Here is a 15,754-nt window from a genome sequence, read left to right as displayed (position 1 = left end):
CTTATTGTCTTGCACCGGGATAAAATCGACTGAAACCTAACATCAATTATATTTGAATATTATAAAATAGGCTTGACCCGAATGGCACTCTTCCATCTACTGCGGCGAAATAAATAATTCTCGCAGCTCCATACCACAACCCCATAACTCTGTACGATGACAACGTAATATAGGCTTTTTTGAGGACGTTATCCTATCCAATTTATTCAGCTAGTTTCGATATCTCTTCGTCGAGATCAAGATTTTCATCTTCTTCGTAACGAACTATTGTGCCTGCTAAAAAGTTCATATGTATTGACTGCTAACGCCGTAATAACCGAGCGGAACAAAGCGTGGTAAAGTGAGCGAAGCGAGCCACGCTTTGTGGAGTCCGGTTGATTACTTTGTTATTTCATTTTTCAATTCTGCACTACACTCAATTGAAGGTTGAATATATACAATATCTCGAACAAATAGCCATTGATGTGATGCGTCTTCGCAAACGGAGTAACCGTGCGTTACTAGATGTTTGTTAGCAAAAAAATGTGCGGCATGAGGAACTATAAACAATAGAGCCAACCCAGATATTGCAAGCTTTGTGAGTATGTGATTCTGCTTCTTTGTTATCGGATTCCCGCCCCAGAATTCTTTGAGAGTTACGAAAGCAAGTGTTAGCAGGCCAATACCTACGCCGAGCATATAGTAAGAGCCTTTATCAAAAACAACCATTGACTCTGATATATTTTTATAAAGAAACGCTACCCTGTAAATGAACCATAAAACGGCGGATACACCCCCAACCAAAAGTAGAGGAGGCGTGATTACCTTATTGAGTAAAGATGGGGGATCTCGTGTTTCCATTTTTATTTAACTCTTGGGAATGGAGAGAGATATTCGCGTAGCGTTCTCCTGACCCACGTAACTGTAATAGCTCGTGCAGACTCAACTGCGTAGTCGATTACTTCACCAATTGCTTTCCCGGCAGAATTGATAGCCTGCTGCTTTTCCTGTGCCATATAGCTCTCTGCATTCTCGCCCATCTCATCGAGACCAGCTATTACGCGATTTGTAATCCCCAAGCGGTTGTCTGCATACTCTAGAAGCATAGACACGCCTACACCAACAAACACTACCGCTATAATTGGCCCGACTGCAAATGTCGCTGCGCCAACTGCCGTAGCTACCAAAATTGAAGCGCCAGTAGCAATGCCTACTTTTACAACATCGGTTGCAAGTGTCCCGATCAATTGACTTAAAGTTGCTTGGTCTGTAAGGAAATAGTCAGCAACCCTATATGCAGATAGGAGAACGACTGTGAGAATTCCACCCTGTTTGGCTGCTGCTACAGCTCCAGCCTTTCCTAGACCCATTGAAATCACTTTAGGATTTTTAATTCCGTACTTGGTGCCAGTGAGCACAGTCCTCAACCCTGCGTGACCTTTAAGGATGATATGAGGCTTGCCGCCATAGCTCTTAATGTACGCCCTTGCACCAACACCTCCCAAGTCACCAATCAATTTAGTCATGGCTACAGCATCAGTACCCGCTGAGTAGAAATTTGCTCCAACTCCAGCCGTACCTTTAATTTTCTGCCAAGCTGCTTGGACACTTGCCTTTTGCCCTTTAGGTGAGGATTTAATAATGGCATCCATTTCTTCAAATGAAACTACATAAACTTCATGCGTGTTCGAGTGTATCTTTTGTTGTAGGTCTTTCTTTTCCTTTTCAGTAAGCACTATGCTTCCCTCCATTGGTTAAAATTGTGATGAGAAATAACGCCGCGCTCTGCGGCAAATTTGGAGCGTAGCGGAAAATTTGTCCGACAGCAGCGCCTTGTTATACGATACTCGAACACAAGCAGGACGGTTATTCAAATCGCTGTTCTCGCTGGTTGTATTCGTCCGACTCGCGATCTCTATTCTCTCTAACTGACCTATCTAAAAGAGAAAGCTTAGCCTTTGCAATCTTTTGCACCTCAGGTGAGTCTTGATTTAATAACTCTGCAAACGCCTTCGATCGGACTTCAAGAATGTCGGCAAGTGAACCTGACCACCCACTAGGAAAGGTCCTTGAGAAAATAGTTTCAACTATAGCGACTTTATCCTCTGCGGCATCTAAAAGTGATGTGATATGTTTACTAAGAGCTACTGTCTTAGGATTGTCTAGAGCCTGTGATTCTTTGTCTAAGGACGTATATGCTGAAACAGAACCTGCTACTTTCCGGATCTTATCTTGATTTCCATTACACCAATCTAACACGCGCTCGATCGGAGCTAAATTTAAAGGAGAGCCACTACGACTGACCCTGTCTTTAAAAAGCAAATACGTAAGTTGTTCGCTGTTCTCACTATCAATGAATACTCTATCCAATACATATTCAGGATAGGTTTTTACCAGATGGGCTATGATATTTTCTAATTCGAAGCCATATAGGCGATATGTCTCTACGCCGTCGCAGAGCAAGCTAACAATATCGCGAATTTCATTCTCCGTTGTGGTTTCTGATAAACACTTTTCAATAACTCGGTCCAGTCCATGAGACTGTCGCCTGCTTATTTCATCCCTGTGCATTGAAAGAAGTTTCAATATAGCAAGCCTACCAACTGATCTTAGCTCATTGCTAGGACTATAGTTGCTACTCATATCAGTAAAGAATCTCATGCTCAATATTTCAATGGTTGCAAATATCCCATCAGCTAAATCATTAATTGCGCCAAGCAGTTTTGATAAATCATCATCACATATAGGTTCATGAGCTCGACCATAACTTATCTGTTGGAAGCGCCAAGCTTCCAGTTCACCAGCCAGCGCTAATTCTATGAGCCTTTTTGTACCCCAAGGTGCTATCGGCGTTGCAGACAGAATATCAACGAAATACGGCTTTAACTCAGGTACAACCAAGACAGACTCTTGGAGTATCCGTGACAAACTAGGATTATCTGCATGAACACCAGCAATAAAGCCGCCAAAGAGGTTGGTTTGAACTAATTGCAATTCTTGCTTTTGCATCAACTGAACCAGCGTATCAAAGGTTGATCTTTGATCGGATGAACCTTTAGCCAACCCCTTGCCGAATGGCCAAAGCGCATCGATATGTTGCTTCCAAAGCCTTGGTGCCAATTTTTCAAGATACTCAGGTTCGGATACAGCTAACTCCCCTAATTTTTCTATCTTACGGTGAATTTCTTCTGAATTTTCTGTGAAATCCCCATTTCTCACCTCTATGTGGTCCCATGTGTTAGTCAATGCATACGCTTCGATTTCAGAATAGGGATCAGTCGGTGCCGCTAAACTTTCTAGCTCCTCAATTTTTTTCAATAATTCGGGAGTGTGCTTCTTTCCGTTGTAATGAATTGTCCGTTTAATAGATATCCACATATCTGGCCACTGACCATCAACAGCATATTTGCGAACAATACCGTCAAGAAAGTCAAAACAACCTGCGTATGTCCATAAACCATTAAAATGGTTTGCCAGTAGCTCCTTTGCCCAGTTCACTCTGGGCTCATTATTAGAATCTAAAAGTGGCACTAATAATTCAGCAAAACCTACGTACCAATCCAATACTTCTTTAGCTGTTTTCGGCTCCCATCCATAGTCCCTACTTCGAGCACCAAAATCAAAACCTCCAAATGAGGTCCAGTGAGAAGTCTGAAAAACAGAGCCAAGAATATCCTGCACAATCTCAAGTTGTCTCACATCACCGGAATCCAACATTCTTTTTACAAATGCATGTCTTCGTGTAGACGTAGCCTGTGTACCTGAGAGGTACAATGAAAAAAGGCTCGATAATTGACTAGTGATACTATTGTTATTTTCTCCAGATTTTTCTGTTTCAGCAAAACGAAGAATTAACTCAGCTGCGCGATCAAAGTACTGATCATCGTATGCAATCTTTCGAAGTAGTTGAACAAAAATAGAGAAATTCTGATTATTTCGAGAGCAGAATCCTTGGATTTCCGAAGCAGTTTCGATAGCAGCTAAAACTACATCTGGAAAAACAGGCGCGATATGGGTTAGAGCCGTAAGTAACTCAGCATCACACACTGTAATGTTGTGAAATGGCCCATCAACCTTCATCCACGTATAAGCGAGTTGACGAGCTGGTTCAAAATCATGTAGATACCCTAATCGGTGAGCGCATGATTTGAATAGACGTAAATTATCCCCCTTTAACAACTCGGCATTAATTTGGTCAGGACCGATGTTTTGAAGTGCTCTTCGTGCAAGACGATTAGCTAACGCATGCGGTAAAACTGCTCTCCAGTTTCCTCGCCGCTGTGATAGCTGTCTCCGTAATAACTCTGCATGGTTACGATTTAACTTGTTGCGCTCCAACCCGCCAATTTTAGAAAGAGCGCTTAATTCATTGTTGAACTCTTGCGTGCTTACGTTAAAGGAATAAACTAGCGATAATACCTCTGCACTTTCAAGTAAACTTTCAGCTGCACCTTTTCTTTGATTAAATAGCCTCTGAAACAACTCTTCATCAGAAAATATTGCTAACGTCTCATCTGAATCTACTCGACTAGCCAATGCAATAGCAACGCGCGCATTCCCCCCAGAAAACTCTGCAACTTTATCGGCATTCACTCGTCCTAGAGATGAGAACCTTTTTTGAATAAGTTTGGAAACAGTCTGCTCACTTGAGGGCTCAATATGTATTACTTCCGTTTCTTCTGGGCGATCATCAGAAATGTCATATTCGATAGTAAGAAGACTTAATTTAGCTTGATTTGATGATACTTGCTTTTGCAGTCTCCTATGAACATCTGGCGGGCAATTATCCAGAACCACATAGCATGAAAAATCATTAGCTATTAAATATGAAACAAGCTCAGATGCTGTTGGGGATAGATCGTCACCAAGATCTGCATAAATTACATTTGCTTCCGGCAAAGGTTTTTCGCATACACCATCTTCAAAAAGTGCTTGAGCAAAGCGTGTTTTTCCAACTCCAGAAAGACCGGTTATTCGAACCACTGAACCTGCTTTAAGTAATCTTTCACGTACAAGCCTGATTCCATCAGAAATCGCTATAGGTGTTTTTTGGTGCGAATTTAAATCGATAACGCAGGGATGTTCGTCCAATAAAAACTCATCATCTTGATCTGCCGGGGTAGCGGTCCATTTCCCAAAAGGTAGCCAGCCAGCTAGAGGCTTCCCTAGCCTAGAGCGAACCCATAAGGCAACGCCAGGAAACTGCCTCAACCATGCGCATAGTCTATCTCTTCCATAAAAATCTAGGAGAAGATCATCACTATTTGGTAAATCTTCGAGGGCTGATTTCATACCAAGAATACGTTCAGACAGCATTTTATCCGAGCAATCATCCTTGCCACTAACAATTACATAGGCGCCTTTTTTAGCTAACAAATCGCCTATAACAGCTTTAACTTTTCCCTTTTCAAGCATTTCCTTTTTACAGGCAGCTTTACTCATGCTGTTTTTCTTTACTTGATAACCAGTATTATCACGGCTTACAAAGCCTGGATTTGATAACGGGATTGCATCTATAACTCGAACATCAAGGCCACCATCGGCAGCTTCTTGCGCACCACCCCAAAGAACACAAGAAGGCTGAAGCTCTTGGCTAATTAATTCCGCTTCACACAATCTAGCAACCATTTCTCTTAGATTTGCATCACTAAGATTAGAAATATCAGATGGCTCAAGCTCAAAAAATATCATTAGGTTTTACAATTCCCTATGCTGCCAATTAATATCTGTAAAACTGAAAGGTCGTATAACGCCTTACTCTGCTGCGTTTTGGTTGAAGTGGGGTTTTGGGGTAAAGTGGCGCAGCCACCCCAAAACGGAGCGTAGACCAAAACGTCAGCAGGAGTAAATTGTTAGGCATAGGCTTAATAACCCTCCGCTTCCAATTTAAGTACCATACCACCAATTTTTTTATCATTTTTCAGGGACAGCTCTATAAGTGAGCCGCGTTCATCCGTACCCCATGATAGCGAAACAAACGCCGTTTCAAATGACACGTCTCTTTCTATTTTCGTTTTTGGCGATAGACACATCAAAAACCTTTTGAAATTAACTCCAGAGAACTCGGTAGATGAGTTCTCCATTAAGTAGTTGCATAAGCTCTTTGCCAATGGAGATTCATCTCGAATGCATCTCTTAGCCGCGAAAGCCTCTTCCGACTCCCCTATAAAATTTGAACCCCACGATGTGTGCAACTCAATAGTCGATGACTTATCAGGACCTATCGTTTTTAGATATGCATCTAGATAACCACATAATTTGTCTGCTCCTGCGAAGGCAAGCTGGAAACCAGTCAAAAAATATATCACGCAGATTCTAAGGATGATTGAATTCATATTTTGCCTAACGTTTTGCTAAACGGCGCAGCTTGCTGCGTCCAGTGGAGGCCGTCTTTTCGGCCGGAACGATGTTTAAGTAATTTGTTATAAGCGGAACCGCACTGAACCTGCTAGTGAGGACCACAATGCCTTACTCAAAGAGCCTGCTTCAATATTTTGACTTAGCCCACGCAAAGATGGTTGAAACGAAGTCAAACAACCACCAACAAATTATTTACTAAGCCAAACTATATTGTTGTTCTTTAACAATTTAGTTTGGCTGGCATTACCCGCACCGGGAACGAACACTCTTAATCTCAAACTATGGCGGCCGACAGGCGGCCTTTTAGCCCAAAAAGTGGTTCCACGAAACCCTCAGGCGCCTCTGCGCTCAATTGAAAAACGTAAAAAACCTTACAACCAAATACGAGCGCTTATAACGCCCAGCTAAGCCGCTGAAACGGAGTTGATTGTTTTGTGCCAGCGTAGCTGAAAAGCACAAAACGAGCAACGCAGTGGAGGTCGGCTTGAGCTGTTTGTTAGGGCACCGTTAACCACTAATTTTAAACGTGATTTCTTTGTCAAAATTTCCGCACCAGGATTTAATTTTTAGCCTATTTGCAGCTGGATATTCAGAGTTGCTATCGGGCAGATCCGAAACCTTTACTAGTGATGAGCCATTCCATTGTTCATCCAACCAATAACTCACTACCGCCCACTCTTCACTTGTTATTTGGAGAATAAACTCTAAAGCATCGTCATATGCATCACTATTACCAAAGTCGTCAAAATGGGCGTGATAGGCGTCAAATGAAACTGTTACTTCTTCGTTAAATGTATCCACAACCAGAAGATTTTCTTCCCCGCCATTTGGACACGGAATTTTTGCCTCAAAAATTGTAACCCCTTCATAATCAGTAGGTTGACCAAATTTCTTCCATTCAGGGAAGCGCGAATTAAATTTTAGCTCTATGCCCTTAGAAAACTTATCCATTATTTCAATTAGCCCCTAACGCCAAGCTCACCTGCAAATATTGCGGAGAGCGTTTTTGTGTAAAATGGAGCTACGCGACATACACAAAATCGAGCGTAGCAATATTTGTCAGGTGCAGATTTTTGTTATGCGGAATTTCCAACCTTAGCCTTTCTTTTTTTCAAAGTACTCGAAAAGCAGCCTATTTTTCTTCAGGAAACATTCTCGTTGCAATCGCTCTTGCTGCAGGACTGTTTTTAGCTGCTCAAACTCATCTTCAGAATGGGTTCTTAAAAGCACTTCTACAGCCTTGGTGTCATTGACGAAATTCTCCAAGACGGACCGAGATGAAACTAGGCTGCCATTGTAGGGCCTGTCTTTGTAAATATAATAAAGCTTTCGATATGCTGATTTCTTCAGGCCTATTTTGTACAGACAATTAGCAATGTAGTTCCAAATAAGTATTTTGTCGTTCGGTGCAAATTTAATACATCCGCGAGCGTATGCAATGCACTCTTTGTACTTGCCTGCGCCGAAAAGATATTGAACATTGTGGATTGCAGTATTCCTGTCCATGTACCTAAAGTGCTTAATAATGAGTCTTTGTAGTTCTAAATAAAGCGAGTAAAGTTCTGAAAAGTTGTTCTTTCTGTATGAGATGTTCGGAATAACTGGAAGGTATTGACTGCCACCAATCTTGGTGCCTGGACGCTTCTCAACCGCCTTCTCACCAAAGTCATATCGCCGTACGTTTTCTCTGATTCGCTCAAGTAGAATTATCTCATCCGCGTTCACGAACTGACTTAAGTTTAGTGCTTTATCTATCAACCGATCTATAGTCTCTGAGCGCTTGAAGATGTCACGCCCCACAACTAACATTTGGGTGCTGATCTCCGGGTCGTACAAGTAATGCTCATTAAGTGACTTATTCTGAAGGCCAAGCTCGACTTCTTCAGCAGAGAGCAATCCCGATCGAATTTCAGATTGGAAATTTGATGGTGAGAAATTCTTTTCTCTCATGATGCAATCGAACAGAGCAAACAACTCACTTCGAACATTGATTATGTCCAACTCGACCAAGGGTCTAATCTTGCTATGCCTCCTGCGATTCGGCACGAAGGAGAACACCAACCAGAATATCAAGGCTGAAAAAAGTGAGAGGACGAGAGGGTAAAGAAAAACGCTGTCCTTTGTCCAGGTCGTAATGTACGTGATATTAATATTCATCCTTTACCGAGATTCTGGGCCTAGGGGCATAACAATATTATTATAATGTAAAACGCCGTATTAACTACGACGAAATACCGCCTTTCAACGCGTGCATTATTTAATGGGTACGCCCAAAACCCCTGTAAATCCTACGCTCACGGCTTATAGCGGATCGCTACAAGTAGTTTTGTGGCTTTTGCACTCCAACTGCAGTTAGAAGGCGAGCCAGCTTTATTGTGTATTTGGCCAGGTTAACAATAGCAAGCTTATCGAAGACAAACGGGAAAAGCCGTAGAGCTATCATCTAGACTATCAATTACCGAAGGTAGGCATCAGAGTAGAGTCTCTGGTTTTACCTTTCACATTTACGAAGCCCGCTCACATTCTGCTCGCTATCCCGTGCGCCCGCTTGGCCCGTTTACGGCCTGAGTGCATAGATTGCCTTTTATGTTGCTGTGACCAACAGGCACGCTCTATTCACTCTAGCTTCAGCATATAAGTTCTCCTATGCTGGTAGTTGCGCCAGCTCAATTAACACACACTCCTTTCGGCATTTCCATCGCCAAAACGGTATGAAAGACATATGCGCTCGTTAATTCAATATGTGACCGGATTTTTAACAAACTACCACCGTATTTTAAATGTAGTTCGTTCCTACCAGCACTTTGACTCCCGTGGGATGAGATTCACCGGGTAGCTCAAAGCGTTTATGGCTTTATTAACAGCTTCTAGCCACTGCCATTTACTTAAGGGTGTAGATATCGACGTATTAGGTGATTCAATATAGGGGATCATGACTATAGGTTTCCTCTTGGCGTGTCTGGTGCATTGGCACATACCAGAGTCCTTGATCGATCGAAGATGGTAGTTGCTAGTTCAGAATCGTGCTCGTCCAACATCCGGCGCCGACTTTTTTCCAACTACCCTTTTGGACAGATTTACGTCATTCTTTGCTGCAGGGAAAAGACCCAGGCGATATGAAGAATGCTCTGAGGAGCCTTGCCGTAAGAATCGCCGTTCCTTTAGGGCCGATACATCACTTCAGCCCGGCAACTTTATTTCTGTCAGCTGTCACCTCCCGCGACCCAACTACGCTATACTGTATATAAATACAGCTATCGAACCCCCTATGTTTTATGCTCATCTCAACACCACCAGTAACTACTCCTTCCTCCAGGGCGCCTCTCACCCCCATGAGTATGTGACACGCGCTAAAGAGTTGGGCTATAGCGCTATCGCCCTTACGGATGAATGCTCACTGGCTGGCGCGGTTAAAGCCCATATAGCCGCAAAAGACGCTGGCATCCCGCTTATCGTGGGCAGCCGCTTCCATCTTTCCAACGGCTGCCACCTTATTGCTATTGCTCCCCATCGGCAGGCTTACAGTGAGCTTTCCGGTTTTATTACTCTCGCTCGCCGCCGCGCACCGAAAGGAGAGTACGAGGCCCATATGGAAGACCTGCGCTTTCGTCTGCAAAGCTGCCTAATCATCTGGCTACCCTCCCCTGCAAGCGCCAATGTCCTTTTCGCCAAAACGCTGCAGGCGGCTTTTCACCAGCGTTTATGGTTAGGGTTAAGTCACCAGCTGTGTGGTGGCGAGATTATGCAGTTCGAACACTGGCAGCAGCTCGCCGAAAAATATCGTATTCCCATGGTCGCTTGCGACCAGGCGCTGATGCACGATGCCAAGCGCAAACCTTTGCAGGATGTACTTACGGCGATCCGCCACACTACCAGCGTGTCGGAATTGGGAACCCGAGCGGGTAGCAATGCCGAAGCCTGCCTAAAACCCATTGAAGCGTATTACGCCCTCTACCCAGCAGAACTGATTGACCAAACTCACGTTATTGCAGAGCAATGTGTTTTTTCTCTGGACGAGCTGCGCTACCAGTATCCACAAGAGCTGGTGCCCAGCCACACCAAGCCCATCGATCATTTGATCACATTGGTGGCACACGGCAAGCAACAGCGCTGGCCCCAGGGTGTGCCGGAATTTGCCGAAGCCATTCTGCAAAAAGAACTGGCGCTGATTGAAGAACTTCACTACGAATATTACTTTTTAACCGTACACGATATTGTTCGCTTTGCCCGCTCGCAAAACATTCTCTGCCAGGGGCGCGGCTCGGCAGCCAATTCGGTGGTCTGTTACTGCCTATTTATTACCGAAATTGCGCCGGGACAAATTAATGTTTTATTCGAGCGATTTATTTCTAGGGAGCGCAACGAACCACCGGATATTGATGTCGATTTCGAGCATCAAAGACGGGAGGAAGTGATTCAGTATATTTACCGGAAATACACTCGCCAGCGGGCGGCCTTGGCGGCGACGGTTATCAGCTATCGCTCCCGCAGTGCCATTCGCGATGTCGGCAAGGCGCTGGGGCTGGAGCCCGCTCTCGTTGATCATCTCGCAAAATCTCTGGCCTGGTGGGATAGAACCGGCGATTTAATTCAACGCATAGAAGCGGCGGGTTTACAATCGCAACAAAAAATACTGCAACAGTTTTTCTCTCTGGTGGAAGAGATTCTCGGGTTTCCCCGCCACCTGTCTCAGCATGTGGGTGGCTTTGTGATTACGCAGGGGAAAATTAGTGATCTTGTACCCTTGGAAAATGCCAGTATGCCGGAGCGCACGATCATTCAGTGGGATAAAGACGACCTTGAATCCATGGGCTTGTTAAAGGTGGATATTCTGGCGCTTGGGATGCTCACCGCGCTGAAAAAATCATTGGAAACTGTACACCGGTATAACCCAGTCATTAAAACCCTGGCCGACATTCCCCGCGAAGATCCAGATACCTACGATATGCTTTGCGCTGCGGACAGTATCGGCGTTTTTCAAATTGAATCGCGCGCACAAATGTCCATGCTGCCACGTTTACGTCCCCGAAATTTTTACGATCTGGTGATTGAAATTGCCATTGTTCGTCCCGGCCCAATTCAAGGCGATATGGTGCATCCATACCTGCGCAGGCGCGACGGCCTGGAGCCTGTTAGCTATCAAAGCCCGGAGATTGAAGCCGTTCTTAAATCCACCTTAGGTGTACCCATTTTTCAAGAACAGGCCATACGTTTAGCGATGGTCGCTGCGGGATTCAGTGGTGGCGAAGCCGATAATCTGCGCAGAGCCATGGCCAGCTGGGGGAAAAATGGCAACCTGCTGCAGTTTGAAGAAAAATTTATTCAAGGTCTGCTTAATAATGGTTACCCACTAGAGTTTGCCCAGCGTCTATTCGAACAAATTAAAGGTTTTGGCGGCTATGGTTTTCCCGAATCACACTCCGCCAGTTTTGCGCTTTTATGCTATGCCTCATCGTGGCTAAAATGTCATCACCCGGCAGCTTTTTATTGCGCCCTGTTAAATAGTCAGCCAATGGGATTTTATTCCCCCTCACAATTAGTACAGGATGCCCGGCGGCATAAGGTTTCTGTACTACCGATTAATATTAACCACAGCGAATACGAGAACACTCTGGAAGCCAGTAACCAAAAGGCATCCCCCTGGGCAATCCGCCTGGGTTTTTGCCGTATACAATCGCTGGATTCAGAAAAAGCCAAAAGCATTGCCTGCAGCCGGGGAAGTACCCCTTTTTGCTCGCTGGAAGAGTTAGCTCGTCGCAGCCAGCTAAGCCGGGTCGATTTGCAGCTGCTAGCCGCTGCCGATGCGCTCCATTCACTTGCCGGTAACCGCCATCAGGCCCACTGGCAAGCTGCCGCCATAGAGCCGCATTCACCGCTGCTGGAAGCCTCCGCAAAAAACTCACAGGAAACGTTATTCACATCTGCTCCCCCTATTGAAAAAGATCTCAGCCAGGATTACCAAACAACCGGCCTCAGCCTGCGAATTCATCCCATGGCATTATTGCGTGAGACATCTCCTTTTAATCGCTGTAAAAGACAAAACCAATTGCACAACATTAGTAACGGCCGCTTTGTTCAAGTAGCGGGTTTAGTCACTGGCAGGCAAAGGCCGGGCACGGCCAAAGGCACCTTGTTTTTAACGCTGGAAGATGAAACTGGCAATATTAATGTGGTGGTATGGAAAAACACTCAGGAAAATTTTCGTAAAGCGCTGCTTACCAGCAAACTGCTTTTGATCAAAGGTCGATTGGAAATCAGCGAACTGGGCAAGGGCCACCCGGTGATCCACGTCGTCGCGGGACAACTGGTCGATTATTCTGAGCGCTTAACTGATTTAAAACTCACCTCGCGGGATTTTCATTAACACGATCACGGAGCCAGACCTTGCCCAGGTATTGCGTTTTCTCCCAGACAAAGGTGGAACCCGATTCTGGCCCTACCCCCGGAGCCCTTGCTAAGATAGCCCGCGTAATCAGGGGCGTAGAAATAACAATAACAACCCTTCATTCGTTAAAGACCAGGCGTCACCCCACTTTCGCAACAATAACGAGAAAACTCCGGGCAATATGCTCCTATCACCATATAAGGGAAATTAGCTATGGAAGTGAATATTCCAGCGTTAAAACCATTAGGCCTCGTACTATCAGCAGTATTGGTATTGGCCTGCTCACCCGCTGAAGACACCCGTATTGAAGGGCCAATGGCACGAGGAGAAACGCCTAACGTTTATTGGCCAACACCCCAAAGCCCCATAGGCAAAGACCCGAAGGCCGAGAAAAAAATTGCCGAGATACTTGCCCGAATGAGCCTGGAGCAGAAAATTGGCCAGATGATGCAACCCTCTATCGACCACATCACCCCGGAAGAGGTCACCCAATACTACATTGGCTCGGTATTAAATGGCGGCGGTATGTACCCCAACAAGGACCGCTACGCATCTCCCCACGACTGGATGGCACTGGCAAATGAATTTTGGGATGCGGCCAGGAATATGCCCGAAGGCGTTCCCGCGATTCCCCTTCTCTGGGGCACCGATGCCGTACACGGCCACAATAATGTTGTAGGTGCAACGTTATTTCCCCACAACAGTGCCCTGGGAGCGGCCAACAATACCAAGCTAGTAAGAGAGATTGGTGAAGCCGTTGCACGGGAAATGGTTGCCACTGGCCTCGACTGGAACTTCGCTCCGACCGTTGCCATTGCCAAAAGCCTGCGCTGGGGCCGCGCTTACGAGAGCTTCAGCGAAAACCCCGGTATCGCAGCCCAGCTTTCCGCTGCAATGGTCATCGGCCTGCAGGGTGAGCCTAGCTCTGAGCGCTTTCTGGCTAATGACCGCGTGATTGCGACGGCAAAGCACTTTATCGGTGACGGCGCCACGGAACGGGGAGATGACCAGGGAAGTACCCAACTGAGCGAGCAGGCATTAATCAACGAGCACGTAACGGGCTATCTTTCCACCATCAGCTCCGGCGTACAAACCGTTATGGCCTCATACAGCAGCTGGCAGGGAGTGCCCATGCACGCACAAAAATACCTGCTTACCGATGTACTGAAGAATCATATGGGCTTTGATGGCTTTGTGATCAGCGATTGGAACGCTACCGGCCATGTTGAGGGCTGCACCCGAGACAATTGCGCCACCGCCATCAATGCGGGTGTGGATATGCTAATGGTACCCACGAAACCAGACTGGCCAAATATGATAGCCAACACCCTATCCCAGGTAAAAAACGGCGACATTGCCATAGAGCGAATCGATGATGCCGTGACCCGGATTCTGCGTGTAAAAATGCGCGCCGGACTGTTTCAAGAACTGCAGCCTTCTACGCGCACAACTTATTCTTTTGGCGATACGTTATCCACGGCTGCCCATCAAGAAATCGCTCGCCAAGCCGTACGCGAATCGTTGGTATTACTGAAGAACAACAACAAAACACTTCCTTTGGCCGCCGACGGTCATATTCTGGTAACCGGCAATGCCGCCGATAGTGTAGCAATGCAAAGTGGCGGCTGGACCATTAGCTGGCAAGGTAACGACACGAAGCCCGAAGACTTCCCTGCCGCCACCAGTATTTACCAGGGTTTGCTTTACACCACACGCTCTGCTGGCGGTAGCGTAGAATTGAGTGAGGACGGGAGCTACAGAAAACGGCCCGACGCTGCTGTTGTCGTTTTCGGCGAGGAGCCCTATGCGGAGATGCGCGGCGATTTGCAGAACCTAAAAACCCTGGAATATAACCGCGAATACGCACAAGCCCTTATGGTACTGAGCACGCTAAAAGCCGAGGGAATTCCCACGGTATCGGTATTTGTTTCCGGCCGCCCGCGTCTGGTCGCGAAGGAAATGAACCAATCCGATGCCTTTGTTATGGCCTGGCTGCCGGGCTCCGAAGGCCAAGGCATCGCCGATGTTCTGCTGGACGGTGCCCGGGGTTTTAAAGGAAAACTGCCCTTCTCCTGGCCGTCACAACCCTGTCCAAACAGCGATGGCAACAACCCTCCACCACTGCACCCGCTGGGCTTTGGCTTGAATTATCAAAGCGATGTACAAACGCCACAGCTGAATGAAAACTACCCACCATTTATCAACGGTTGCGATTTGCCAGACCAGCCACTGCAGGTCGCGGGCTACGATTTAAGTGGTAGCGATATGAACTTGCACCTGGAGCTAAAAAGCCTGGAAAAAGTTGTCGTAAACACCGAGACCAGTTGGCACGGTTTGAACGCAAAAGTTTCGCGCACAGGTGATAAAAACATTGAGCAAATTGACCTTGTCTGGGCGGGCGCCCCACGGGTGAATGCCGTACTGCAAAATGGCAGAGTTCAATCGTTTGTCCCCAACTTAGTCGCTGATCAGTCTCTGGCTTTCGAAGTCAATATTCGCCAATCCGCAAACGAAACGGTGTGGCTAAAAATGGAGTGTGGCCATTTATGTTCAGAACAGATAGACGTAACAGAGCCGTTAAAAGCACTCACTCAAAACGAGTGGCATCCGGTTTATGTCCCGCTATCCTGTATAGCCGATCACCGTACAGACCTGCATAAAATTAACAGCCCATTTAGGATCGATTCATCGGGAAACCTTTCCCTAAGCCTGCGCAATATGCGAGTGGGAAAGGTAAAACCCTCGGCCATTAATTTGTGTTTATCCCAGTAAATTCCAACACGGACAGTCGAGGTTAGAGAGTGGTTCTATTGACCAAATAACGAAGCCGAACTCAGGGCGGTACGGGGTTACCTATGTCATCGCATTGAAAGACCGGTAGGCCGCACCGAAACGGTGGACTGTTCGGGTTAACTCTTACTGGATGGGTGGTTCGTCCAGAAACCGTCCCTTTAGGTGCCATAATTTATCTGGAGGTGGCGCTAGGAATCGGCTATGGAGGGGCTACGAGAATATGGCGGTAGAAACGAA

Annotated in this window: 8 protein-coding genes; 2 read left to right on the top strand and 6 right to left on the bottom strand. The window is 46.1% G+C overall.

Features of this window, described 5'->3' with window-relative positions; all coding sequences use genetic code 11:
• Positions 1 to 378: 378 nt before the first annotated feature.
• The 6 genes from H5715_RS02460 to H5715_RS02435 all read right to left on the bottom strand — a co-directional run bounded on the left by H5715_RS02460 (position 379) and on the right by H5715_RS02435 (position 8,289).
• On the bottom strand, positions 379 to 840 hold the full coding sequence (locus H5715_RS02460) for a hypothetical protein (protein WP_075186128.1): 462 nt from the start codon (positions 838 to 840) through the stop codon (positions 379 to 381).
• Positions 841 to 842: 2 nt separating this feature from the next.
• Positions 843 to 1,715, bottom strand: coding sequence for a hypothetical protein (locus H5715_RS02455; protein WP_075186129.1), 873 nt, complete (start codon positions 1,713 to 1,715; stop codon positions 843 to 845).
• 130 nt (positions 1,716 to 1,845) lie between these two features.
• Positions 1,846 to 5,670, bottom strand: a complete 3,825-nt coding sequence (locus H5715_RS02450) for a hypothetical protein (RefSeq protein WP_221892331.1) — start codon at positions 5,668 to 5,670, stop codon at positions 1,846 to 1,848.
• Between the two features lie 173 nt (positions 5,671 to 5,843).
• Positions 5,844 to 6,314: a hypothetical protein gene (locus H5715_RS02445; RefSeq protein ID WP_075186653.1), complete on the bottom strand. Its 471-nt coding sequence runs from the start codon at positions 6,312 to 6,314 to the stop codon at positions 5,844 to 5,846.
• A gap of 532 nt (positions 6,315 to 6,846) precedes the next feature.
• Complete coding sequence (locus tag H5715_RS02440) at positions 6,847 to 7,290, bottom strand: hypothetical protein (RefSeq protein WP_075186133.1); 444 nt, start codon at positions 7,288 to 7,290, stop codon at positions 6,847 to 6,849.
• Positions 7,291 to 7,434: 144 nt separating this feature from the next.
• Entirely contained in the window at positions 7,435 to 8,289 is an 855-nt protein-coding gene (locus H5715_RS02435) for a hypothetical protein (protein WP_139309802.1), read from the bottom strand.
• A gap of 1,318 nt (positions 8,290 to 9,607) precedes the next feature.
• Between H5715_RS02435 and H5715_RS02430 the strand changes: the two genes are divergently transcribed.
• Positions 9,608 to 12,703 carry an error-prone DNA polymerase gene (locus H5715_RS02430; protein WP_075186135.1) on the top strand — a complete coding sequence of 1,032 codons (3,096 nt, stop codon included), beginning with the start codon at positions 9,608 to 9,610 and terminating at the stop codon, positions 12,701 to 12,703.
• 234 nt (positions 12,704 to 12,937) lie between these two features.
• A complete protein-coding gene (locus H5715_RS02425) occupies positions 12,938 to 15,496 on the top strand; it encodes a glycoside hydrolase family 3 protein (protein ID WP_075186136.1) in 2,559 nt (852 codons plus the stop codon).
• Positions 15,497 to 15,754 lie beyond the last annotated feature (258 nt).

This window comes from Teredinibacter haidensis (assembly GCF_014211975.1).
Lineage (GTDB): Bacteria > Pseudomonadota > Gammaproteobacteria > Pseudomonadales > Cellvibrionaceae > Teredinibacter > Teredinibacter haidensis.
Note: the sequence above shows the minus strand (reverse complement) of the source record. Positions and strands in the feature narration are given on the sequence as shown.